Source organism: Brackiella oedipodis DSM 13743 (assembly GCF_000621025.1).
GTDB classification, from domain to species: Bacteria; Pseudomonadota; Gammaproteobacteria; order Burkholderiales; family Burkholderiaceae_B; genus Oligella; species Oligella oedipodis.
In genome coordinates this window covers 76,419-97,597 of the sequence record NZ_JHZJ01000011.1, presented here as the reverse complement: position 1 = coordinate 97,597, position 21,179 = coordinate 76,419, and the positions used below count along the sequence as shown (strand labels likewise).

Sequence of the window (21,179 nt, the reverse complement as noted above, 5' to 3'; positions counted from 1 at the left end):
GATCCGTGTGGGTATTTCATGCATACGTCTCATCCTTCTCATCACACTTTTTTACCTTTTATCAAGCCCTTGCTTTGGCTGGCCTTAGTACTTATGTGCATGCTTCAGCCCATTAACGCGATGGCAGAAGAAGAATTTTTGGAACCCGAGCAAGCGTTTCAATTTTCTGCACAGATACAGTCGCCAAACACATTAGCGGTGCAATTTAAAATAGCCCCAGGGTATTACTTATATAAGCAGCGCTTTAGCTTTGCGGCTCATGCAGATCAAGCCAATCAAGCCGACAATGGAGATCAAGTCGATCAAGGGCTTATCCAGGACGCATTTGGACCGATCAACTGGCCGGCGGCCCAAAGCAAGTATGATCCAACCTTTGAGCAAGAAATGGAGATCTATCACGATCAAGTCACGCTGCTTTTGCCTCTACAAAGCCAACAAGCAATGACGGTGACCGTCACCGCGCAAGGCTGCGCTGAAGCAGGATTATGTTATCCGCCGATGGACTACCAAGTAAAGCTAACCCCCAGTCCACAAGGCCTACAGATTCAAAACAGCCCCAACCATCCTCAAGGACCCGCCACACCTAAGCTCTTAGATCCAGCACAGCCCAGTGGCACCACGTCATCACCCACCAATACTGAGAGCTCAACGCCCATTTCATCAAGCACGAATACGATATTTACTAGCGGCGATACTGAGTTGGCCTCACATCTCACTCAGGCTAGCGGTCTGCGCATTATTGGTTTGACCTTTATGTTAGGGGTATTGCTGTCATTTACGCCATGCGTACTACCCATGCTGCCCATTTTATTTGCCTTGCTAGTTGGACAGCAACAAGGGCGTCAAGCAAACACCCATACCACCACCCGCCGCGGTGCCAGCCTAGGACTCGCTTTGATTTATGTATTGGGAACCTCAGTGGTTTACACCATTATGGGTTTACTGGCGGCATCCTTAGGCTCAGCACTTTCATCTTGGATGCAAACCCCATGGGTCTTATCCATATTTGCGATACTACTTGCACTACTCGCACTGGCTATGTTTGCCAATCTTAACTTTCAGACGCCAAGTGCCTGGCAATCGCGAGTCGATCAAGCGCTCAGCAAACGCAAAGGTGGTCATTATGGCAGTGCGCTCGTCATGGGGATGTTGTCTGCGCTTGTATGCGGCCCCTGCGTGGCTGCACCATTAGCAGGGGTATTATTATTTATCTCTCAAAGCGGTAATTTGCTCTTGGGTGCCCTGGCTCTATTTACGCTTGCCTGGGGGCAAGGCATGAGCCTGATCGTACTGGGCGCCACTTCAGGGGCTTTATTACCCAAAGCAGGCGCGTGGATGCACCAGATCAACAAAATCAGCGGCCTGCTGTTATTGGCAACTGCCTGGTGGATGGTTTATCCGTTCCTCACACCTGCTGTTGCTGTTCTGGGCTGGGCCTTTTTGGCAGCGCTCGCCGCTTTATTTTGTTTTAGTTTTAAGAGCAATGCCGGCTCAGTTATCCAGCAATTTATTAACGCGATAGGTGCGCTTCTGATGATTTGGTCGATCCTACTCATGGTGGGACTCAGTACCGGTCAACCCAGCCTTTTACAACCCCTAAAAGGGCTCAGTTTGCAGGTGCCTACATCGACAAAAGCAACCCCATCGGCGCTTAATTTTCAGTCTATTGAATCGCTCGCCCAATTGCAAAGCGTCTTACAACAAGGCCATACTAAGCCCTATTTGCTGGAATTTAACGCCGATTGGTGTGTCGCCTGCCGCGAATTTGAAAACTTCACTTATCCCGATCCAGTCGTGCAAGCGCGTATGCAGCAATTTAATCTTTTACAGGTGGATGTCAGCGCCAATACCCCCGAGCAGCGCGAACTATTGCAGCACTTTAAACTGTTTGGCCCTCCAGCGGTAATTTTCTTTGATGCCAACGGCCAAGAGTTAGTCCATCCTCGGGTTGTCGGTTTTGAAAACGCACGAACCTTTGCGAACACCTTGAGCCAAGCCTTACCCTAAGCGTTAAATAAAAAAAGACTTTTTTCATGAAGAAAAAAGTCTTTAACTATAAGTAAGTACTAGCACCACCCTAAATCACGAAGTGGTGCTAGTGAATGCTTAGTTGCTAGTGTTATCAGAAGCTTCTTCGGCTCTTTCCGTAAGTTCCATATAAGCCATTGGTGCGTTATCACCTTGGCGGAAACCCATTTTAAGAACACGTGTATAACCACCGTTACGCGCTTTGAAACGCGGACCTAATTCATTGAAAAGCTTAGTCACGGCGTCACGATCACGAAGACGAGCAAAAGCTAAACGACGATTAGCAAGGGTTGGGTTTTTGGCTAAAGTGATCAACGGCTCGAATACACGACGCAATTCTTTAGCTTTTGGAAGGGTTGTTTTGATTGCTTCATGTTCAATTAAAGAAACTGACATGTTGCGGAACATCGCTAAACGATGAGCACTAGTACGGTTTAATTTACGAAGACCATGACGATGGCGCATGATAATTTCCTTTAAATCTTGGTGCTTATAAAGCTACTTAGCCTATAAGCGGTTGAGCTCTTCTATCTGGTAAACCAGCGGGCCAACTTGGGGTTAATAAAAAATGCTAGTCAATACTAGCTCGCCTATTATAACGGCTATCCACCGTATGCATAGGCAGTTGCTGCAAACTGGGTAAAGTTCTTAAGTCTCTACCCAGCATGACATTGGCTTAGTTACGTTTGACGTCGTCAGGCAACCAGTTTTCTAGTTTCATGCCTAAAGTCAAACCGCGTGCCGCCAATACTTCTTTGATCTCATTAAGCGATTTACGGCCTAAGTTCGGTGTTTTGAGTAGTTCGTTTTCGGTGCGTTGAATCAAATCACCAATGTAGTAAATGCTCTCGGCTTTAAGGCAGTTCGCAGAACGAACAGTAAGCTCAAGATCATCCACCGGTTGTAGTAATACAGGATCGATTTGCGGTGTACCGCGAGCAGGTGCTTCAAAGGTTTCTGGCGAACCTTCAAGCGCAGCAAAGACAGAGATTTGATCCATCAGAATACGCGCCGCTTGACGCACGGCCTCTTCTGGAGTGATGACACCGTTAGTTTCGATGTCTAGCACTAATTTATCTAGGTCGGTACGTTGCTCCACACGGGCATTCTCTACTTCATAACTTACACGACGAATCGGGCTATAAGACGCGTCAAGAACGATACGACCAATAGTGTGGTGTTTATCTTCGTTGAGGGCGCGTACATTTCCTGGCACATAGCCGCGACCTTGTTCAACCTTGATGGTCATTGATAAACGACCATTGTCGGTTAAGTTAGCAATCACGTGATCAGGATTAATAATCTCAACGTCATGCGGTAACTCGATGTCAGCCGCTGTCACAAGGCCCGGGCCTTTTTTGTTAAGTGTGAGATTGACTTCTTCACGACCGTGACATTTGAAGACAACGCCTTTGAGGTTGAGGATAATATCAACCACATCCTCGCCAACGCCTGGAATCGTTGAATACTCGTGGACGACGTCGTCAATTTGTACTTCTGTCGGTGCATAGCCGGTCATTGAAGACAATAAAATACGACGTAAAGCATTACCTAAGGTGTGACCAAAACCGCGTTCAAACGGTTCCATCACGACTTTAGCGTGAGAATCTGAATAAGCAGAGACCTCGATTGAACGAGGTTTAAGAAAAGCTTGTGCCATGTGTGTCATTTCCTTTTCAATACCCTCGGCTCGTTACACCGATAAGGCTGATGGATAATAAAAAGCTGCTAATCGTTCAGCAGCCATCAGTACTGCAATACTACAAAAAGGCGCGTATTTAAGCGCAGCAACAGCATAACCCGAATCCGAGCTATGCTGTTTGTAAAAATAGCAATTAACTGAATCTGTAAGCAAGTATCGCTAAAATTAACGAGAGTAAAGCTCGACTACTAGAGATTCGTTAATATCTTGAGCAACGTCGGCGCGATCAGGCGCTTGTTTGAACGTACCGCTAAATTTGCTAGCGTCAACTTCTACCCATTGTGGGAGACCAATATTAGCCGCAAGTTCCATTGCTTCTTTGATGCGCAATTGCGCTTGAGATTTTTCACGAACAGAAATCACGTCACCGTTTTTGACCAACATAGAAGGAATGTCAGCTTTGTGACCGTTAAGTTCGATAGCACCGTGAGCCACTAATTGGCGTGCTTCGGCGCGAGTAGAACCAAAACCCATACGGTAAACGACGTTGTCTAAACGAGATTCCAATAACTGAATCAGGGTCTCGCCGGTATTACCACGACGACGCTCAGCTTCAGTGAAATATTTACGGAATTGTTTTTCTAACACACCGTACATACGTTTAAGTTTTTGTTTTTCGCGTAACTGTACACCGTAGTCAGAAGTACGAGCACCTGAAGTGCGACCGTGTTGACCTGGTTTTGATTCAAGTTTACATTTTGAGTCTAAAGAACGACGAGCACTCTTTAAAAATAAGTCAATACCTTCACGGCGTGACAGTTTGCATTTTGGACCAGTATATCGTGCCATTGTTTTCCCTTAAATGAATCCTGACGATTAGATACGACGACGTTTTGGAGGACGGCAACCGTTGTGCGGGATAGGCGTAATGTCTGAGATGCTGGTGATTTTGATACCTAATGCATTTAACGCACGAATAGAAGATTCACGGCCAGGGCCAGGACCTTTGACTTCGACGTCAAGATTTTTAATACCAAATTCCAATGCAACACGTCCCGCTGACTCGGCTGCAACTTGCGCTGCAAAAGGCGTCGATTTGCGTGAGCCTTTAAAGCCCGCTGCACCCGACGTCGCCCATGCCAAGGTGTTACCTTGACGGTCAGTAATTGTGATGATTGTATTGTTGAAAGAAGCGTGAACGTGCGCGATGCCGTCTGTCACTACTTTCCTGATTTTTTTACGTGCGCGAGTAGCGCCGCTTTGAGCTTTCGCCATATTATGCTTTCCTCAATTATTTCTTCAAAGATTGAGCTGCACGACGTGGACCTTTACGAGTACGAGCATTCGTACGAGTACGTTGTCCGCGAGCGGGCAGTCCGCGTCTGTGGCGCATGCCACGGTAGGTTCCTAAATCAATTAAACGTTTAATTGATAGTTGTACTTCACGACGCAAGTCACCCTCGATTACATATTCGCCAATTGCTTCGCGAATTTTTTCGAGTTCTGCATCGGTTAAATCTTTTACTTTTTTATCGCTTGGAATACCAGTCGCTTCGCAGATTTTGCGAGAACGCGGACGACCAATACCATAAATAGCTGTTAAACCGATTTCAGTATGAACGTGCGGTGGAATGTTAATGCCTGCAATACGGGCCATGACTGTTCCTCTTTGTTAACACTTTGCCTAGGATTAACCTTGGCGTTGTTTGTGACGTGGATCTACACAAATAACTCTAACAACTCCATGACGTTTGATAATCTTGCAGTTGCGGCAGATCTTTTTGACTGATGCCATTACCTTCATGGTTGACTCCTAATAAATTTCGTTTACTTAGAACGAAACACAATTCTTGCCTTGCTTAGGTCGTAGGGGGTTAACTCTACTGTGACTTTATCACCTGGCAGTATTCGAATATAGTGCATTCGCATTTTGCCGGAAATATGGCCTAACACCATATGTCCATTTTCGAGTTTCACGCGAAACGTTGCGTTTGGCAGGTTTTCTAGGACCTCGCCTTGCATCTGAATTACATCATCCTTTGCCATAGTTCTATCTCATTAAATTCGTATTTCGAAAGCTTGATTTTTTCAGTAACGAATCATATTGATGCGACATCATATACGCTTGTATTTGTGCCATAAAATCCATCGCAACTACCACAATAATGAGTAGCGAAGTACCACCAAACAAGAATGGAATGTTGCTCCATTGCGCTCTAAGAAATTCGGGGACCAAACATACTAGTGTAATATAAATCGCACCGACTAAGGTCAAACGCATGAGGATTTTATCAATATATTTAGCGGTTTGTTGTCCTGGACGAATGCCGGGAACAAAAGCGCCACTTTTTTTCAGGTTGTCTGCTGTTTCGCGACTGTTGAAAACCAATGCCGTATAGAAAAAGCAGAAGAAGATAATTAATGCGGTAAAGACCACAATATAGAGCGGTTTACCTGGCGATAAACTAGCACTCAGGTCAGATAACCAACGCATGTCTTTGGCTTGTGAGAAAAAACTCACAATAGTCGCAGGGAACAAAATAATCGATGAAGCAAAAATAGGTGGGATCACACCGGCCATATTCAACTTGAGTGGCAAGTGTGAGCTTTGGCCACCGTATATTTTGTTACCTACTTGGCGTTTGGCGTAATTTACTGTAATTCGACGTTGGCCGCGCTCTACGAACACTACCAAAGCGGTCACAGCGACGACTAATAGCAAAATTACTAATGCGCCAATAATGGTAATTTGGTTATTACTGACTAACTCGAACATCGTACCCAAGCCTGTTGGGATACCGGCAACAATACCTGCAAAAATAAGAATAGAGATACCATTGCCTAAACCACGTTCGGTAATCTGTTCACCTAGCCACATCATGAACATCGTACCTGTTACTAAGGTGATGACGGTGGTAAAGATAAACATAAAGCCAGGATTAATGACCAAATTAGGCATAGACTGTAATGTGCTGGCAATACCGAATGACTGAACTAGCGCTAGAACGACTGTGCCGTAACGTGTCCATTGGGTAATCTTACGACGACCCGCTTCGCCTTCTTTTTTGATTGCCTCAAGAGAAGGTACGACGGAGGACATCATCTGCATAATAATAGAGGCAGAAATGTACGGCATAATTCCTAGGGCAAAAACCGAGAAACGCTGCAATGCACCACCTGAAAACATATTGAATAAACCCAATATGCCCCCGGATTGTGAATTAAACATTTGTTTCATACCGTCTGGGTTGATACCCGGTACTGGAATATGTGTACCCAAACGATAAACAATGAGCGCCAATATCAAAAATACTAGACGTTTTTTAAGGTCACCGTATTTATTGCTGCTCTCTTGTTTTTGAGCTTTTGCTTGCGCTTTAGCTTTAGCCACTAATTACCCCTTTACTCGGACAATGAGCCACCGGCCGCTTCGATCGCAGCGCGTGCACCTGCTGTAGCACTAATGCCTTTGAGGGTCACTTTGCTGGTAACTTCACCGGCTTTAATGACTTTGACGTAACGGACTTTTTGGCCGATTACGCCTGCTTGTTTCAGAGCTTGTACATCAACAGTCTCAGAATCGACTTTAGCCAAATCAGATAATCTGATTTGTGCACTTAAGTGTTGATGTGGTGGTGTGAAACCACGCTTAGGTAAGCGGCGAGCAAGTGGCATTTGACCACCTTCGAAGCCGACTTTATGGAAACCACCGGCACGTGATTTTTGACCTTTGTGGCCACGGCCAGCGGTTTTACCTAAGCCAGATCCAATACCACGACCGACACGGCGAGGTGCGTGTTTGCTACCTGGTGCCGGAGAAATAGTATTTAATTGCAATTCTGACATTTGACTTCCTTTATGCTTCTGATACAGTCACGAGATAATTCACTTTGCGAATCATCCCGCGAACTTCAGGGGTATCAAGTAACACTCGGCTGCTGTTAACTTTACCAAGACCTAAGCCACGGACAGTGTCGCGGTGATCTTTTTTGGTACCGATAACAGAGCGCACTAGAGTAACTTTAAGTTGTTTGTTAGCCATTACTTACTCCAGAATTTCTTCAACGGTTTTGCCACGCTTAGCAGCCACGTCAGAAGGTGTCATGCACTCTTCAAGGCCGTTTAAGGTCGCACGAACCAAGTTGTATGGGTTACTAGAACCTAAGCTTTTAGCAACCACGTTACGCACACCCATTACTTCAAAGACTGCGCGCATAGGACCACCAGCGATCACGCCAGTACCTTCAGCGGCAGGAGAAATAATGACAGTAGCGGCACCGTGTTTACCGACAACAGAGTGGTATAAGGTTCCATTGATTAAAGGGATTTTTTTCATGCCGCGGCGTGCTTGTTCCATCGCTTTTTGGACAGAAACAGGTACTTCGCGAGCTTTACCCTTACCCATGCCGATGCGGCCATCGCCATCACCAACGACAGTTAAAGCGGCGAAACTCATAGTGCGACCACCTTTTACTGTTTTGCTGACACGGTTTACCGCGATCATTTTTTCACGAAAACCGTCATCACGATCTTCAGCTGCATTTCTTTGTGCTCTAGCCATTTGACAATCCTCGTTTAAAATTTAAGACCGTTTTCACGCGCTGCTTCGGCTAACGCTTTGACACGACCATGATAACGGAAACCAGAACGATCAAAAGCGACTGCCTCGATGCCAGCCGCCTTCGCTTTTTCGGCGACGCGCTTACCGACGGCAGCGGCAGCTTGAACGTTACTGCTGCTAGTGTTGTTATTGGCGAGTTCTTTACGAACTTCAGCTTCTAGAGTAGAAGCAGAAACCAATACTTTATCGCCTTCTGGCGAAATAATATTTGCGTAGATGTGCGTATTACTGCGGTGCACTGCCAAGCGGTTTACTTTTAAACCAGCAATTTTACGGCGCGTTGCAGCGGCACGACGCAAACGAGATACTTTCTTATCCATGATTGTTCCTTGTCTGCGCTATTATTTTTTCTTGACTTCTTTCATCACTACACGCTCATCGGAGTAGCGTACGCCCTTGCCTTTGTATGGCTCAGGTGGACGGTATTCGCGGATTTTAGCGGCAGTTTGACCGACGGCTTGTTTGTCATAGCCCTTGATCACAACTTCAGTAGGCGTTGGGCATTCTGCTTTGACGCCTTCTGGAATCGGATGAAGAATGTCATGCGAATAGCCTAAGTCTAATTTAAGGTTAGTACCTTGTACTTGGGCTCTGTAACCCACACCAATAAGGTTGAGGCGACGCTCGAAACCTTTGCTAACGCCGATCACCATGTTATTGACGAGGGCGCGGGTTGTGCCTGACATAGCGCGTGAAAATTTGGATTCACTTTTGCTAGCAAATGTTAATTTGCCATCTTCAAGTTTAACGTCAACTTCACCAATCAAAGGTTGGTTTAGTTCACCTAAAGGACCTTTGACGTGGATATTGTTGTCATCAATTTTGACTTCTACGCCGCTTGGTACGGCGACTGGATATGATGCTACACGTGACATATTGATTCCTCCTTACGCCACATAGCAAAGTACTTCACCACCCACGCCAGTAGACCGCGCTTTGCGATCGGTCATGACACCGCGGGAAGTAGAAACAATTGCTACACCTAAGCCGTTCATGACTTGTGGAATGTCGCCATGGCCTTTGTAGACACGCAAACCTGGGCGTGAAACACGCTCGATGCGGTCAATAACCGGACGACCGGCGTAGTATTTAAGTGCAATCTCAAGCTCAGGCTTGGATTTGTCACCTTTGATTTCAAAATTCTCGATATAACCCTCGTCCTTAAGCACAGTAGCAATGGCTACTTTTAGCTTTGAGGAGGGCATAGATACTGAAACTTTCTCGACTTGTTGTGCGTTACGAATACGCGTCAACATATCGGCGATTGGATCGCTCATGCTCATAATATTCTCCTACCAGCTAGCTTTAGTCATACCAGGCACTTCACCACGCAAAGCCATTTCACGTAGTTTGTGACGGGTTAAACCGAATTCACGGTAAACGCCACGAGGACGTCCAGTAATTTGACAACGGTTACGCAAACGGGTTGGGTTCGCATTGCGTGGTAGTTGTTGTAATTTTAGACGCGCTTCATAACGCTCTTCGTCTGATTTAGATGTATCTTTAATGACCGCTACTAATTCAGCGCGCTTAGCTGAGTATTTTTCGACTAATTTAGCGCGTTTGATATCGCGGTTGATAAGTGATAATTTAGCCACGTTCGCCCCTTAATTACGAAATGGAAAGTGGAATGCTTTTAGCAAGGCTTTCGCTTCTTCATCAGTTTTGGCGGAGGTGGTAATACTGATGTTCATACCACGTAGCGCATCAATTTTATCGTATTCGATTTCTGGGAAAATGATTTGCTCTTTTACGCCAATGTTGTAATTACCGCGACCATCGAACGAACGACCAGAGACACCTCGGAAGTCACGTACACGTGGTAAAGCGATAGTGATAAGACGATCTAAAAACTCGTACATACGACGGCCACGTAGTGTCACCATGCAACCGATAGGATAGTTTTCACGGATTTTGAAGCCCGCGATTGCTTTACGGCTTTTGGTTACGACAGGTTTTTGGCCTGAAATTTTACTTAAATCTTCAACTGCATGTTCGATGACTTTTTTGTCGGATACTGCTTCAGATAGACCGATGTTCAAAGTGATCTTGGTAATGCGAGGCACTTCCATTGAACTGGTGTAGTTGAATTGTTTTTTCAAATCGTCGGCAATTTTGCTGTTATATAGCTCTTGAAAACGAGACATATTTTTCGCCCCTTACGATTTCACGCCAACGACATTGCCGTTGGAGCGGTAAACACGAACTTTATGACCATCTTGCTCTTTGAATGAAACTTTGTCAGCCTTACCCGTTTCTGGGTTGAACAAAGCCACATTAGAGATGTGGATAGGCATAGCTTTTTTGATGATGCCACCAGGCTCATTGGTCATAGGATTTGGTTTTTGGTGTTTTTTTACTTCGTTAATGCCTTCGACAAGCACTTTATCAGCACCAACACGTGCCAATACGGTACCGCGGCGAGTCTTATCGCGACCCGCTAAGACAATAACTTCATCACCTTTACGAATATGTTGCATTATTGCTCCTAGATGACTTCTGGCGCCAACGAAACGATCTTCATAAATTTTTCTGTACGCAATTCGCGCGTAACAGGGCCAAAGATACGTGTACCGATGGGTTCTAATTTGTTATTTAGCAATACCGCTGCATTTCCGCCAAAGCGGACTAACGAGCCGTCTTTACGACGAACACCTTTTGCAGTGCGTACTACCACTGCGTTATATACTTCGCCTTTTTTTACGCGACCGCGAGGCGCTGCTTCTTTGACAGTGACTTTGATAATGTCACCGATAGCAGCATAACGGCGTTTGGAGCCGCCCAACACTTTAATGCACATAATGCTACGTGCACCCGTGTTATCAGCCACGTCAAGCGTGCTTTGCATTTGGATCATGATTATTCCTGTTCCAACTTAGTTACATTACCATTCTCTAATCATAGAGAATGAACCTAAATAAGAATTCGCGCCCTGAGAAGGCACGCACTCTTGATATAACCAGTATTGGTCCCGTAATAGTTAGAGGAGCTAAAAAATTAATTATAAAATCAATAGCTTATAAGCCTAAAAACTTACTCCTAAGGGCTTAGCCCTAAGAACTTGTTTGTAAGTTCTTATGTATATAATCTCTTATATAACCGCTTATTAAAGGTAGCTTTTATACTTTGCTTTTATAATTTCTTAGCCCATAAGTTTTTAATGCTTACTATAGTTTCTCTATAGCACTAGCTATTCAGTAGCTATTCACTAACTATTGTGGGTTTGATGTCTGGGTTTGTAGTTCCATAGAAATTATGGAATTCATAAGTATATGATATTTTTTCGTTTTTAGCAAGGCTAACAGCAATTTTTTATTTAAATTCCGAGACTTATGTGCAAATAGCAACAAAAAACTGTGACACTTGCACATAAGTGGCGGGTTTTAATTGAGGCCGGGGTAATTTAGCGACGGCGTCCGCCCCCCATCATATTGCGCATATTGCGCATACCCCCCATGGCGCGCATCATCTTGCCCATGCCGCCTTTCTTCATGAGTTTCATCATGCCTTGCATCTGTTCAAATTGTTTGAGCAGCTTATTCACCTCTTGCACTTGCACACCAGCACCTTTGGCGATGCGCTGCTTTCGGGAGGCCTTCAAAATCTCTGGTTTACTACGCTCTTGTATGGTCATGGAGTTGATAATAGCTTCGGTGCGTTTGAGCTGTTTTTCGGCTTCGGCGCTGTCTACTTGACCCATTGCCTGCCCCAGTTGGCCCGGTAGTTTTTTGACCAAGGAGCCCATATCTCCCATGTTTTTGATTTGCTGCAGTTGATTTTTGAAATCATTCAAATCAAAGCGCTCACCCTTTTTGACTTTTTTGGCGAATTTTTCGGCTTCGCTAATATCAATGTTGCGTTGCGCTTGTTCGACCAACGATACGATATCGCCCATGCCCAATACGCGTTGCGCCATACGCTCTGGGTGAAAGACTTCGAGACCATCGAGTTTTTCTGAGACACCGATGAATTTCAATGGTTTGCCCGTAACAAAACGCACCGACAAGGCCGCCCCGCCACGTGAATCACCATCCAGTTTGGTCATGACCACGCCTGTCAGTGGCAGTACTTCAGAGAAGGCTTTGGCGACATTGACCGCATCCTGACCTTGCATGGCATCAACTACAAACAAGGTTTCAATAGGGTTAAGTTGCGTATGCAAGGCGCTAATTTCTTGCATCATGGCGTCATCAATGCCCAAACGCCCTGCAGTATCGACGATTAAGACATCGTAATAATGCTTTTTAGCGAAATCCACCGCCGCTGCTGCAATATCTGACGGTTTTTGTGAACCCTCTGACGGGAAAAAGTCAACTCCGACCTGAGCAGCCACGGTCTTGAGCTGCTCAATAGCCGCTGGTCGATAAACGTCGACAGAGACCACTAAGACTTTCTTTTTGGCGATTTTTTTGCCGTTTTGGCTAAGCTCACCCTCGTGTAGTAATTTAGCCAACTTGGCCGTGGTGGTCGTTTTACCCGCCCCTTGTAAACCAGCCATCAAGATAATCGCTGGCGGTTGCGTGGCCAGTGACAATGTGGCCTGACTGGCGGGGTCATCGCCGCCCATAATAGCGGTTAATTCCTTGTGCACCAAACCTACCAACGCCTGCCCTGGACTCAGGCTGGCGGCGACTTCCTCGCCCATCGCCTTTTCTTTGACGCGACTAATAAACTCTTTGACCACAGGCAGAGCCACATCCGCCTCGAGTAAGGCCATGCGTACTTCACGCAACATCTCTTGGGTATTTGCCTCAGTCAGTCGCGCTTGGCCCCGCAGTGTTTTTACGACTTTGCTTAAACGGTTGGTAAGATTATCAAACATGTATTTTCACTCTGGTTGCTGTCTAACAGACAGGTTATACTACATTATTGTTGCTTAATTGCTGAAATATTAGGTACCTACAATTATGTCCACCGATATAGGATTGCATTATTTAGCCGCGCTTGCTTATATTTTGCTTGGCTGCTCTATAGGCTATGCCCTCACGCACAATCAAGATTTTGAAAAATGGCACCGCTTACGCCACTGGGCGTTGGCCCTCACCATTATTGTGCATGGTTTTGCAATACATAGTGGACTCATTAGTCAACACCACTTGCATATTAGTTGGAGTTTGAGCCTGTCATTTACGATGTGGTTAGGCTTGATCGTATTTTGGCTAGAAGGTAATTTTCATAGACTAGATGCGCAGATTTTACCACTGAGCGTCCCCGCGACTATCGTCTGTATCGTCGCAGCGCTATTTCCTGTTTCGCATCATAGCGCGACCATCGTCATCAAAAACGAGATCTTTCGCGTGCATCTGATTATATCTTTATTTGCATATAGTTTGATTGCATTAGCAACGATCCAGGCAATTTGCACGGCCTTACTCGATCGGCACTTACATAAGCCCCAAAACTTCGCCAAACACAAGGCGTTTATATCGCGCTTGATTGATGCACAACCGCCTTTACTCACACAAGAGCATTTGTTATTCCGCCTCATTTGGACGGGCTTTATATTGCTGACGCTAGCGATTCTAACGGGTATGTGGGTCTCTTATCACAGCGATGGTACGCTCTTGCCATTCGATCACAAGACGTTTTTTACGATTATTGCTTGGGCCGTATTTGCCTTTTTATTGTTTGGCCGTGCGGTCTGGGGCTGGCGTGGTCGTTTAGCCCTAGGTTGGACGCTTACGGGTTTTGTACTGATTATGCTGGCTTATACCGGCACCCGCTTTGTGCTTGAGGTTCTATTGTCATGAGTCAGCTTCAACTCGATCGCCACGGTTTCCTAAAAGACCATCCACAAGTACAACACTGTTTATCCCCAAATTATGCAGCGCGGCCAACCCACTTAGCCCCGTGTTTGCTGGTACTGCACAATATTAGTCTGCCGCCCTACCAATATGGCGGTCCCTATATCGAGCAATTGTTTTGTAATTGCCTCAATCCTGAGCAACATCCTTATTTTGCAGGCATTGCGCAGCTACGCGTCTCGAGCCATTTTCTGATTCGTCGTGAGGGCTTAATTGTGCAGTTTGTTAGCACCGAGCAAGCGGCCTGGCATGCCGGCGCCTCTGACTTTGAGGGTATGGGTCCTTGTAACCCCTACTCGATTGGTATTGAGCTCGAAGGCTGCGATTTCGAAGCCTTTACGCCGGTGCAATATCAACAAGCGGCAGCACTCACCGCGATCCTAAAAGTGCGATATCCCTTACGCGCTGTGCGCGGTCATGAGCACATCGCCCCTGTTCGCAAGACCGATCCAGGCCCATTTTTTGATTGGGCTCACTATTGTCAGTTAGCGGCCTGGTCAAGACGTCAAGCCCCCGCTTTTTAAATATGACGATCCTCAAACTATCATCACTTTTAGCCGCCTAAGCGCTGGCCTGATAATCATCCTGATCCAATAACGTCAGCATGTGATTGAGCTGCACAACATTACGGGCCTGATATTTTTTGAGGATATTGGCGCGATGAATTTCTACCGTGCGCTTGGAAATGCCCAATAATTCAGCCGAGAGCTTATTGGTTAACCCCTTAGAAATAAGAGCAAAAACTTCCTTCTCTCTCGATGTTAAACGACTCAGCTTTTCTGATTCTAATTTCGCTAACATAATTCCCCCTATTCAAAAAAATGGTAGTGAAATAATTCCACGGCATTTTTGACGTCAAATTTCCTATAAATATTGGCTCTATGGGTACCCACAGTGCGCTCGGATATTTTTAGTAAAAAAGCGATTTCCTTGTTTTGGATGCCTTGCAGAATTAAATAACAAATTTGTTTTTCGCGTTTGGTGAGCATCGGATGCTGCCGAATCATATGCTCGATGGTATCGGGCGTATACGCCTGATCTTCCTGTGCCGTTTTTGGATGTGTCGTATCTGACTCATCAGGAATGGTGACAAACGCTAATCCCATGCCTAACGCTTCAACAGACCTTTTCATAACTCCCCTTGTCCTAACTAATAAAAATTAGTGATAGTTCAGCGCCTAAAACGCCTAAAATTTTATTATTGATAAGAAGTTTCAATTGTTAAAAACTCACGCTCTTTTGTAAAGTGGATGTTTTTATCTAGATATCGGCTGAGTCCTTATTGTTAGTCGTGGTAAACACTAGTAAAAAACCAGAAAGCCTCCATCCATAAATAAAATTGAGAGTTTTTTGTCGCACTTTTTAGGCGCACAAACACGGCTATCGACTTTAAAAGCCGCTTTTTATTTAATTCTTGCTATGACAAAAAGTGCATACGTTAAAATACGTAGTTCGTAACAATTTGTTGCTAATTTTACACAAAAAGAGATATGTATAGCCGCTAGGGCTCCCTTTTGGTGCGAATTTGAGTCGGTTTTAGCCCTCAGGCCTTCTTTATTTGCAAACGCTTTTCTTTATGCTAAAGTGAATTCAGGGTCTAACCGTAGAATATTTATCTATGAGTTACGGTTAGTCTCGGTCACAAGGCATTCCGCTTTGTTCTTTACCTATAAAGGAGTCGTTATGAATCTAAAAATTACAGGTCATCATCTAGACGTTACTCCCGCTATTCGCGAGTTCACCGAAAACAAACTCCAACGCGTCCTTAAGCGCCTAGACAATATCACCGAAGCGCACTGCATTTATAGTCTTGAACGCAATAATCACCAAGCCGAAATTGCAGTTCGTATCCCAGGCAAAGAATTATTTTGCGAGGCCTCTGACCATAATCTGTACACAGCCATCGATGCCCTCTCCGAGAAACTCGATCGTTTGGTCAGCAAACATAAATCCAAACAAAAAGAATCCCTGCAGCAGGGCACCAAGCGTGTGCATGCAGCATAAATCTCCTATAATGATCTCAGGATAATTATTTTGTTACATAACCCAGCTTTAAGCGCTGGGTTTTTACTTGAAACTGCACCACGTTTATTGCTCTAAATCCCTCTTAGTTATTTTATGAATCAACTATCCAATATATTAACGGTCAGCAATATTTTGCTTGACCAAAATGTAACCAGTAAGAAGCGTGCCTTTGAACAAGTTGCACTACTATTCGAAAATAATGAAGGTATTTCCCGTAGTGTCATTTCAGATAGCTTATTTTCGCGCGAGCGCTTAGGTTCCACTGCGCTTGGTCATGGTGTGGCAATTCCTCATGGCCGTATTCAAAGCTTAGAACGCCCTTTAGCCGCTTTTATGCGTCTCGAAAACGCCATTCCTTTCGATGCGCCCGACAACCAAAATGTCAATTTATTGATGATCTTACTGGTTCCCGAAAATGCCACCCAAGAGCATTTGGAGATTCTGGCGCACTTAGCGCATGTGCTCTCCAACGAAGAAATCCGCAAGCAATTACGCGAAGAAAAAGAACCGCAGCGTATTTTTGAATTGCTCACCACCCAGCCCTAAGAGCCGCCCATGCTATCGATTGCTGACATTATCGCCGCTAACCAAAACACCGCACGTTTAGTGTGGATTGCCGGCCAAAATGGCGTCAATCGCAAATTCATCGGAGCGAATACTTCAGGCTCGGATTTAGTGGGTCATCTTAATATGATCCATCCTTCTCGGATTCAAATTTTTGGCAAAGAAGAAATCGTTTTTTACAACAAAAAATCGGCCAATCTGCGCGAACGTATTCTGCTTGAACTCTGTAATGGCGGCGCCCCCTGTTTAATCGTGGCTGATGAGCTCGAAGTTCCAGCAGATCTGATTGACTTCTGTAATCGTTACGACTTGCCTTTATTGTCATCCAATTCGAATGCGGCTCATGTGATTGATGTTTTACGTGAGTACTTAGGTCGTCACTATGCACCACAAACCACTGTCCATGGCGTTTTTATGGATGTCCTTGGCGTCGGTGTATTGATTACTGGCAAGTCGGGTCTAGGCAAGAGTGAGCTAGCACTGGAATTGATCTCTCGCGGCCATGGCTTGGTCGCCGATGATGCTGTGCAGTTTTCTAGAGTCGCGCCCACCCTTATCGTAGGGCATTGTCCACCGCTGCTGCGTAATCTCCTCGAGGTCCGTGGTATTGGTTTACTCGATATCTGCACCATCTTTGGCGAGACCTCTGTCCGTCGCAAAATGAGCCTCAAACTCATCGTCAATTTAGTGCAGGCGGATCATAATGAATACGAGCGTCTACCTATGCAGGCTCAAACCCAGGAAGTCTTGGGTTTGCCTATACGTTATGTCATGATTCCTGTCGCGGCCGGTCGTAACCTGGCGGTTTTGGTCGAGGCAGCGGTACGTAACACCATCTTGCAATTGCGCGGTATCGACACACTTGGCGAATTTATGCAACGCCAAAGCGCCGCCATGAAACAAAATCAACTCGATCAAGGTCAACAGTAATGGCACCTATTGTACTTATTACCGGGATTTCTGGATCGGGCAAATCTGTTGCCCTCAAACAGTTAGAAGACTTAGGTTACAACTGCGTCGATAACCTACCGCTGCGCTTGCTCAGCGAGTTCATTGTTTCGATTCAGGATGAAAACCTCGAAAAAGTCGCCGTGGCGATTGATGCTCGCTCACATGGCGATATCGCCAAATTAGGCAGCGTCATCGAAAACGTCCAAAACATGGGGGTGGCTTTAGAGATTCTTTTCCTGGAAGCCAATGACCAAACGCTTTTCCATCGTTACTCAGAATCACGCCGTCGCCATCCTTTAACCCAACGTCTTGAGCATCAACTGGGGACCTCGCCCTCTCTCGAAGAATGCATTGCCTATGAGCGCAATTTAATGGGTTATTTGCGACAAATGGGCCATGTCATCGATACCTCCAACCTTAGCCCTATCAAACTACGTAGCTGGGTCAAGGATGTAGTTCAGGCCGAAAGAGGCAGCCTCTTGCTTACCTTAGAATCCTTTGCCTTCAAAAAAGGCGTACCCAGTAGTGCTGACCTTGTTTTTGATGTGCGCTGCTTACCGAATCCTCATTATGTCAGTGACTTACGGCCCCTGACTGGGTGCGATCAAGCCATCGGTGACTGGTTACAACAACAAAATCATGTAGAAGAGCTAATTACCGACATCGAGCACTTCATCAAAAAATGGCTTCCTGTTTATATGCAAGACACGCGTAGCTATCTCACTGTTGCGATTGGCTGTACCGGTGGTCAACACCGTTCCGTCTATGTAACCGAACAATTAGCCCAGCGCTTAAGTGATCACAAACCCTTGCGGATTCGACACCGTGCCTTGAATCTCTAGTCGATGCCATGGCACAAAAACAACAAAAAAAGCCATAACTGCTATTTATTAACGGCAATTATGGCTAAGAGGTGCAAAAATCTGGTATATTGGTAGACCCTCATTACACTAGAAATAGTTGTCTTAACTATATTTTCAGCATATGTTAACTCTAAAAAAACTATTTTGTGGCTGTATTGGTGTCTCTGCCTTAATGGTAACTGGGTATTCTGCTCAGGCTCAAGCCTTAAGCGCCAAACCGGAACTTAATTATAATTTACAAAGTCATACAGCCCCTGTAGTGGCCAACACAGTCCCCACCATGACTGCTGATCCAGCAACTACAGCGCCTACAACAGCGATTGCCGCTCCCACCCCTACTGCAACGGCGGCCGTGACTACTGCTAGCGCCTCCTCTACTAGCGCCAGCAGCGCTGCGTCACAACCATTGGCAGCAACACAGTTATTGCCTGCCAATACTGAATTGCAACATCAAACTGCAGATAATAAGGTTCAGCATTATCGTCTGACCACCAATGGTATTTTCCCTGAAAGTGAATTAGAGCAAGCGAAATTCTTTCATCTCGCGAGCCTAGATGATCAAGACGAAAGCGATGACTTTAGTCCCGAAGATGTGGTCACCCTGAGCTCAACTGGTGATAGCAGCACCGCTAACAAACTATCAGCCAGTAGTGGTAAAGCGGGCCTAAAAGCCGCACCAAGCCAATTCAAAAAAGGCAAAGCCTATGTCGTCAATGGCAAACGCTATGTGCCTTTTGCTGAAATCAAGCAATTTACGCAAACTGGCACAGCCTCTTGGTATGGTCCTGGTTTTCATGGTCGTAAGGCTGCCAATGGCGAGAAATTCAGTGCTAACGAACTCACGGCCGCTCACCGTGAATTACCGCTCAACAGCTTGATTCGCGTCTCCCATGTCGGTACTGGCAAAAGCGTGGTCGTCCGAGTGACCGATAGAGGCCCCTTCCATGATAATCGTGTCTTGGACTTATCTTACGCGGCCGCTAAGAAGCTTGGTATGATTAAATCGGGTAAAGCCAAAGTCAAAATCGAATTACTGAACAAAGGCAAACCGATTCTTTAAGTCGCGACAGGGCATCTTCTGTGATGCGCACAGCCTCAGCAAGAATACAAAAAAAGCAGCCTCGGCTGCTTTTTTTGTGGACTTGAACTGAGGTGCCCTTAGTATGAGTGCGAGTAAGGTTGACTAATCTTACATATTTTGTTTGAGAGCTAAAGCCGCTTCATAAACCATATCACGACTAACATCAAAGCTATTACAAACAATGGCCACACTATCGCGCACCGATAATTGCTGTTGCAATAAGGCCTCTAAAAGCCCCTGCACCTTGGTCTCAAGGCCCTGATCAGTGGTCTCGGCGGGGGCTTCTAGCGCTAATGCAAATTCACCCTTGAGTCGATTTGTTTCTTCTAATAGCCACATTTCCAAATCCGAGACAGTCATCACCGCGATTTCTTCAAAACGTTTAGTCAGCTCTCGCCCCACCGCAATACGTCTTTGTGGTGCCACTAATTGTCTGAGATCTCGGGCAAAGGCCTGTATTCTGTGCGGTGTTTCATACATGACCACGGTGGCCGGTAGCTTGACCCATTGCGCTAACCAAGCCTGGCGAGCTTTGACCCTGTGTGGCGCAAAGCCCGCAAAGGCAAACGCTGGATTTTTGTCGGAGGTAAGGCCACTGGCCATCAATAGCGTAGTCACCGCCGAGGCACCTGGTATCGGCACCACCCTAAAGCCAGTCTTGTGCACTAATTCCACAATATGCGCACCAGGATCACTCACGGCGGGTGTGCCTGCATCGGAAATTAAAGCCAAGCGTTGACCGCGTCTGAGTGCCATTAAGATAGTCTCGGCGACTTTGCTTTCATTATGACGATGCGCCGCGATTAAGGGTTTAGAGATACCATAATTGGCTAATAAACCGCGACTGCTACGGGTGTCTTCACAAGCAATTTGATCCGCGATTTGCAAGGCGTACAACGCGCGTTGGCTCAAATCAGCCATATTACCAATAGGCGTCGCCACTACATATAAGGTGGCTTCGGGCCAGTGTTGCTGTGCTAGCTCATCCATGCTCAGGCCCGCGGGATATTTTTGTCCGCTCATCATCATTCTCTAGAAAGGTAGTTGCTATGCTTTATTATTATCCCTTAAGCTGCCGGAACTGTCATGCCAGAACTGCCACCCGACGACAGCTTGCAGCAGCTAGTTTTCCGTCTTAGTCGCCAGCAGCTGCTCAAGCGTCGCCAGCAACGCCTCACCCAAGCGGCTACGCTTTGCCCACAAACCGCGCCGCGAGAGACTAAACTCTCGCCCTCCCAACAGCAAGGCTTAGCCTACGAAGAAGCGGCTTTGGAATTTTTGCAGCAGCGTGGTTTGCACCTGCTCTGTCGCAATCTTAAATCTCCTTTTGGCGAAATCGATCTGGTCATGCGCGATCAGTCCATTTTAGTGTGGGTCGAAGTGAGAGCCAGGCAGCATGCGCGTTACGGCGGTGCGGGCGCCAGCATCAATGCGGCTAAGCAGCAGCGTCTACGACAAACGGCGGCACTTTGGTTAGATTTTTGTACGCATCATTATTTTGCTGATCAGCTACCTGCTTGTCGCTTTGATGTGGTGCTTTTTGAAGGTCAAGAACCGCCACAGTGGATCAAAAGCGCTTTTGTCTAGTGTCGCACTCGCC

Annotated in this window: 31 protein-coding genes; 9 read left to right on the top strand and 22 right to left on the bottom strand. The window is 46.0% G+C overall.

Going from position 1 to position 21,179, the window contains the following annotated elements:
• Nucleotides 1-18 precede the first annotated feature (18 nt).
• Entirely contained in the window at nt 19-2,007 is a 1,989-nt protein-coding gene (gene dsbD, locus Q335_RS0102885; RefSeq protein WP_028357350.1) for a protein-disulfide reductase DsbD, read from the top strand.
• Nucleotides 2,008-2,106: 99 nt separating this feature from the next.
• Here dsbD and rplQ read toward each other — a convergent pair whose 3' ends face one another.
• The 19 genes from rplQ to ffh form a co-directional block, all read right to left on the bottom strand.
• Nucleotides 2,107-2,493 (bottom strand): 50S ribosomal protein L17, encoded by a 387-nt coding sequence (rplQ, locus tag Q335_RS0102880; RefSeq protein WP_028357349.1) that lies wholly within the window; start codon nt 2,491-2,493, stop codon nt 2,107-2,109.
• A gap of 211 nt (nt 2,494-2,704) precedes the next feature.
• Nucleotides 2,705-3,688 carry a DNA-directed RNA polymerase subunit alpha gene (locus Q335_RS0102875; protein WP_028357348.1) on the bottom strand — a complete coding sequence of 328 codons (984 nt, stop codon included), beginning with the start codon at nt 3,686-3,688 and terminating at the stop codon, nt 2,705-2,707.
• A 207-nt stretch (nt 3,689-3,895) separates the two neighbouring features.
• A complete protein-coding gene (gene rpsD, locus Q335_RS0102870; RefSeq protein ID WP_028357347.1) occupies nt 3,896-4,519 on the bottom strand; it encodes a 30S ribosomal protein S4 in 624 nt (207 codons plus the stop codon).
• Nucleotides 4,520-4,546: 27 nt separating this feature from the next.
• Nucleotides 4,547-4,945, bottom strand: a complete 399-nt coding sequence (gene rpsK, locus Q335_RS0102865; RefSeq protein WP_028357346.1) for a 30S ribosomal protein S11 — start codon at nt 4,943-4,945, stop codon at nt 4,547-4,549.
• Between the two features lie 16 nt (nt 4,946-4,961).
• Nucleotides 4,962-5,327, bottom strand: a complete 366-nt coding sequence (rpsM, locus tag Q335_RS0102860) for a 30S ribosomal protein S13 (RefSeq protein ID WP_028357345.1) — start codon at nt 5,325-5,327, stop codon at nt 4,962-4,964.
• A gap of 33 nt (nt 5,328-5,360) precedes the next feature.
• Nucleotides 5,361-5,474, bottom strand: coding sequence for a 50S ribosomal protein L36 (gene rpmJ, locus Q335_RS10105; RefSeq protein WP_084493520.1), 114 nt, complete (start codon nt 5,472-5,474; stop codon nt 5,361-5,363).
• 23 nt (nt 5,475-5,497) lie between these two features.
• The gene (infA, locus tag Q335_RS0102855; protein WP_028357344.1) at nt 5,498-5,716 is read right to left on the bottom strand and encodes a translation initiation factor IF-1; all 219 of its coding nucleotides are present in this window, start codon (nt 5,714-5,716) and stop codon (nt 5,498-5,500) included.
• A gap of 4 nt (nt 5,717-5,720) precedes the next feature.
• Complete coding sequence (gene secY, locus Q335_RS0102850) at nt 5,721-7,061, bottom strand: preprotein translocase subunit SecY (protein WP_028357343.1); 1,341 nt, start codon at nt 7,059-7,061, stop codon at nt 5,721-5,723.
• An 11-nt stretch (nt 7,062-7,072) separates the two neighbouring features.
• Entirely contained in the window at nt 7,073-7,516 is a 444-nt protein-coding gene (gene rplO / locus Q335_RS0102845) for a 50S ribosomal protein L15 (RefSeq protein ID WP_038369286.1), read from the bottom strand.
• 10 nt (nt 7,517-7,526) lie between these two features.
• On the bottom strand, nt 7,527-7,712 hold the full coding sequence (gene rpmD / locus Q335_RS0102840; protein ID WP_028357341.1) for a 50S ribosomal protein L30: 186 nt from the start codon (nt 7,710-7,712) through the stop codon (nt 7,527-7,529).
• A 3-nt stretch (nt 7,713-7,715) separates the two neighbouring features.
• On the bottom strand, nt 7,716-8,231 hold the full coding sequence (gene rpsE, locus Q335_RS0102835) for a 30S ribosomal protein S5 (RefSeq protein ID WP_028357340.1): 516 nt from the start codon (nt 8,229-8,231) through the stop codon (nt 7,716-7,718).
• A gap of 14 nt (nt 8,232-8,245) precedes the next feature.
• Nucleotides 8,246-8,611: a 50S ribosomal protein L18 gene (rplR, locus tag Q335_RS0102830; protein ID WP_028357339.1), complete on the bottom strand. Its 366-nt coding sequence runs from the start codon at nt 8,609-8,611 to the stop codon at nt 8,246-8,248.
• A gap of 21 nt (nt 8,612-8,632) precedes the next feature.
• Nucleotides 8,633-9,166, bottom strand: a complete 534-nt coding sequence (gene rplF, locus Q335_RS0102825) for a 50S ribosomal protein L6 (protein ID WP_028357338.1) — start codon at nt 9,164-9,166, stop codon at nt 8,633-8,635.
• Between the two features lie 12 nt (nt 9,167-9,178).
• Nucleotides 9,179-9,574, bottom strand: coding sequence for a 30S ribosomal protein S8 (gene rpsH / locus Q335_RS0102820; protein WP_028357337.1), 396 nt, complete (start codon nt 9,572-9,574; stop codon nt 9,179-9,181).
• A gap of 9 nt (nt 9,575-9,583) precedes the next feature.
• Nucleotides 9,584-9,889, bottom strand: coding sequence for a 30S ribosomal protein S14 (gene rpsN, locus Q335_RS0102815; RefSeq protein ID WP_028357336.1), 306 nt, complete (start codon nt 9,887-9,889; stop codon nt 9,584-9,586).
• A gap of 9 nt (nt 9,890-9,898) precedes the next feature.
• The gene (rplE, locus tag Q335_RS0102810) at nt 9,899-10,438 is read right to left on the bottom strand and encodes a 50S ribosomal protein L5 (RefSeq protein WP_028357335.1); all 540 of its coding nucleotides are present in this window, start codon (nt 10,436-10,438) and stop codon (nt 9,899-9,901) included.
• A gap of 12 nt (nt 10,439-10,450) precedes the next feature.
• Entirely contained in the window at nt 10,451-10,771 is a 321-nt protein-coding gene (gene rplX / locus Q335_RS0102805) for a 50S ribosomal protein L24 (RefSeq protein ID WP_028357334.1), read from the bottom strand.
• A gap of 8 nt (nt 10,772-10,779) precedes the next feature.
• Complete coding sequence (gene rplN / locus Q335_RS0102800; RefSeq protein WP_028357333.1) at nt 10,780-11,148, bottom strand: 50S ribosomal protein L14; 369 nt, start codon at nt 11,146-11,148, stop codon at nt 10,780-10,782.
• Between the two features lie 546 nt (nt 11,149-11,694).
• Entirely contained in the window at nt 11,695-13,113 is a 1,419-nt protein-coding gene (gene ffh, locus Q335_RS0102795; RefSeq protein WP_028357332.1) for a signal recognition particle protein, read from the bottom strand.
• Between the two features lie 85 nt (nt 13,114-13,198).
• On the opposite strand from ffh, the gene Q335_RS0102790 reads away from it, so the two are divergent.
• Nucleotides 13,199-14,041, top strand: coding sequence for a cytochrome C assembly family protein (locus Q335_RS0102790; RefSeq protein WP_028357331.1), 843 nt, complete (start codon nt 13,199-13,201; stop codon nt 14,039-14,041).
• On the top strand, nt 14,038-14,619 hold the full coding sequence (gene ampD / locus Q335_RS0102785) for a 1,6-anhydro-N-acetylmuramyl-L-alanine amidase AmpD (protein WP_028357330.1): 582 nt from the start codon (nt 14,038-14,040) through the stop codon (nt 14,617-14,619). Before Q335_RS0102790 ends, ampD begins: the two co-directional genes overlap by 4 nt.
• A 37-nt stretch (nt 14,620-14,656) precedes the next feature.
• Here the strand turns inward: ampD and Q335_RS09040 are convergent, their stop codons facing one another.
• Together Q335_RS09040 and Q335_RS10375 are read right to left on the bottom strand one after the other, a co-directional pair.
• Complete coding sequence (locus tag Q335_RS09040) at nt 14,657-14,896, bottom strand: LuxR C-terminal-related transcriptional regulator (RefSeq protein WP_038369284.1); 240 nt, start codon at nt 14,894-14,896, stop codon at nt 14,657-14,659.
• A gap of 8 nt (nt 14,897-14,904) precedes the next feature.
• A complete protein-coding gene (locus tag Q335_RS10375) occupies nt 14,905-15,228 on the bottom strand; it encodes a response regulator transcription factor (RefSeq protein ID WP_245588267.1) in 324 nt (107 codons plus the stop codon).
• A gap of 550 nt (nt 15,229-15,778) precedes the next feature.
• Here Q335_RS10375 and hpf point away from each other — a divergent pair.
• From hpf to Q335_RS10460, 5 genes are all read left to right on the top strand, one after another.
• Nucleotides 15,779-16,099 carry a ribosome hibernation-promoting factor, HPF/YfiA family gene (gene hpf / locus Q335_RS0102770; RefSeq protein ID WP_028357329.1) on the top strand — a complete coding sequence of 107 codons (321 nt, stop codon included), beginning with the start codon at nt 15,779-15,781 and terminating at the stop codon, nt 16,097-16,099.
• A gap of 114 nt (nt 16,100-16,213) precedes the next feature.
• Nucleotides 16,214-16,666 carry a PTS sugar transporter subunit IIA gene (locus Q335_RS0102765; protein WP_028357328.1) on the top strand — a complete coding sequence of 151 codons (453 nt, stop codon included), beginning with the start codon at nt 16,214-16,216 and terminating at the stop codon, nt 16,664-16,666.
• A 9-nt stretch (nt 16,667-16,675) separates the two neighbouring features.
• Nucleotides 16,676-17,614: an HPr(Ser) kinase/phosphatase gene (hprK, locus tag Q335_RS0102760; RefSeq protein ID WP_028357327.1), complete on the top strand. Its 939-nt coding sequence runs from the start codon at nt 16,676-16,678 to the stop codon at nt 17,612-17,614.
• The gene (rapZ, locus tag Q335_RS0102755) at nt 17,614-18,477 is read left to right on the top strand and encodes an RNase adapter RapZ (RefSeq protein WP_028357326.1); all 864 of its coding nucleotides are present in this window, start codon (nt 17,614-17,616) and stop codon (nt 18,475-18,477) included. The genes hprK and rapZ overlap by 1 nt, the downstream gene beginning before the upstream one ends.
• 142 nt (nt 18,478-18,619) lie before the next feature.
• Nucleotides 18,620-19,558 (top strand): septal ring lytic transglycosylase RlpA family protein, encoded by a 939-nt coding sequence (locus Q335_RS10460; RefSeq protein ID WP_245588266.1) that lies wholly within the window; start codon nt 18,620-18,622, stop codon nt 19,556-19,558.
• A 129-nt stretch (nt 19,559-19,687) separates the two neighbouring features.
• On the opposite strand, the gene rsmI is transcribed toward Q335_RS10460, so the two are convergent.
• Nucleotides 19,688-20,569, bottom strand: coding sequence for a 16S rRNA (cytidine(1402)-2'-O)-methyltransferase (gene rsmI, locus Q335_RS0102745; RefSeq protein ID WP_245588265.1), 882 nt, complete (start codon nt 20,567-20,569; stop codon nt 19,688-19,690).
• A 96-nt stretch (nt 20,570-20,665) separates the two neighbouring features.
• Between rsmI and Q335_RS10100 the strand changes: the two genes are divergently transcribed.
• Nucleotides 20,666-21,166, top strand: a complete 501-nt coding sequence (locus Q335_RS10100) for a YraN family protein (RefSeq protein ID WP_038369282.1) — start codon at nt 20,666-20,668, stop codon at nt 21,164-21,166.
• Nucleotides 21,167-21,179 lie beyond the last annotated feature (13 nt).

Coding starts and splice junctions, on each gene's coding strand:
- dsbD (WP_028357350.1), top strand. CDS start 19: ATGCATACGTCTCATCCTTCTCATCACACTTTTTTACCTTTTATCAAG.
- rplQ (WP_028357349.1), bottom strand. CDS start 2,493: ATGCGCCATCGTCATGGTCTTCGTAAATTAAACCGTACTAGTGCTCAT.
- Q335_RS0102875 (WP_028357348.1), bottom strand. CDS start 3,688: ATGGCACAAGCTTTTCTTAAACCTCGTTCAATCGAGGTCTCTGCTTAT.
- rpsD (WP_028357347.1), bottom strand. CDS start 4,519: ATGGCACGATATACTGGTCCAAAATGCAAACTGTCACGCCGTGAAGGT.
- rpsK (WP_028357346.1), bottom strand. CDS start 4,945: ATGGCGAAAGCTCAAAGCGGCGCTACTCGCGCACGTAAAAAAATCAGG.
- rpsM (WP_028357345.1), bottom strand. CDS start 5,327: ATGGCCCGTATTGCAGGCATTAACATTCCACCGCACGTTCATACTGAA.
- rpmJ (WP_084493520.1), bottom strand. CDS start 5,474: ATGAAGGTAATGGCATCAGTCAAAAAGATCTGCCGCAACTGCAAGATT.
- infA (WP_028357344.1), bottom strand. CDS start 5,716: ATGGCAAAGGATGATGTAATTCAGATGCAAGGCGAGGTCCTAGAAAAC.
- rplO (WP_038369286.1), bottom strand. CDS start 7,516: ATGTCAGAATTGCAATTAAATACTATTTCTCCGGCACCAGGTAGCAAA.
- rpmD (WP_028357341.1), bottom strand. CDS start 7,712: ATGGCTAACAAACAACTTAAAGTTACTCTAGTGCGCTCTGTTATCGGT.
- rpsE (WP_028357340.1), bottom strand. CDS start 8,231: ATGGCTAGAGCACAAAGAAATGCAGCTGAAGATCGTGATGACGGTTTT.
- rplR (WP_028357339.1), bottom strand. CDS start 8,611: ATGGATAAGAAAGTATCTCGTTTGCGTCGTGCCGCTGCAACGCGCCGT.
- rplF (WP_028357338.1), bottom strand. CDS start 9,166: ATGTCACGTGTAGCATCATATCCAGTCGCCGTACCAAGCGGCGTAGAA.
- rpsH (WP_028357337.1), bottom strand. CDS start 9,574: ATGAGCATGAGCGATCCAATCGCCGATATGTTGACGCGTATTCGTAAC.
- rplE (WP_028357335.1), bottom strand. CDS start 10,438: ATGTCTCGTTTTCAAGAGCTATATAACAGCAAAATTGCCGACGATTTG.
- rplX (WP_028357334.1), bottom strand. CDS start 10,771: ATGCAACATATTCGTAAAGGTGATGAAGTTATTGTCTTAGCGGGTCGC.
- rplN (WP_028357333.1), bottom strand. CDS start 11,148: ATGATCCAAATGCAAAGCACGCTTGACGTGGCTGATAACACGGGTGCA.
- ffh (WP_028357332.1), bottom strand. CDS start 13,113: ATGTTTGATAATCTTACCAACCGTTTAAGCAAAGTCGTAAAAACACTG.
- Q335_RS0102790 (WP_028357331.1), top strand. CDS start 13,199: ATGTCCACCGATATAGGATTGCATTATTTAGCCGCGCTTGCTTATATT.
- ampD (WP_028357330.1), top strand. CDS start 14,038: ATGAGTCAGCTTCAACTCGATCGCCACGGTTTCCTAAAAGACCATCCA.
- Q335_RS09040 (WP_038369284.1), bottom strand. CDS start 14,896: ATGTTAGCGAAATTAGAATCAGAAAAGCTGAGTCGTTTAACATCGAGA.
- Q335_RS10375 (WP_245588267.1), bottom strand. CDS start 15,228: ATGAAAAGGTCTGTTGAAGCGTTAGGCATGGGATTAGCGTTTGTCACC.
- hpf (WP_028357329.1), top strand. CDS start 15,779: ATGAATCTAAAAATTACAGGTCATCATCTAGACGTTACTCCCGCTATT.
- Q335_RS0102765 (WP_028357328.1), top strand. CDS start 16,214: ATGAATCAACTATCCAATATATTAACGGTCAGCAATATTTTGCTTGAC.
- hprK (WP_028357327.1), top strand. CDS start 16,676: ATGCTATCGATTGCTGACATTATCGCCGCTAACCAAAACACCGCACGT.
- rapZ (WP_028357326.1), top strand. CDS start 17,614: ATGGCACCTATTGTACTTATTACCGGGATTTCTGGATCGGGCAAATCT.
- Q335_RS10460 (WP_245588266.1), top strand. CDS start 18,620: ATGTTAACTCTAAAAAAACTATTTTGTGGCTGTATTGGTGTCTCTGCC.
- rsmI (WP_245588265.1), bottom strand. CDS start 20,569: ATGGATGAGCTAGCACAGCAACACTGGCCCGAAGCCACCTTATATGTA.
- Q335_RS10100 (WP_038369282.1), top strand. CDS start 20,666: ATGCCAGAACTGCCACCCGACGACAGCTTGCAGCAGCTAGTTTTCCGT.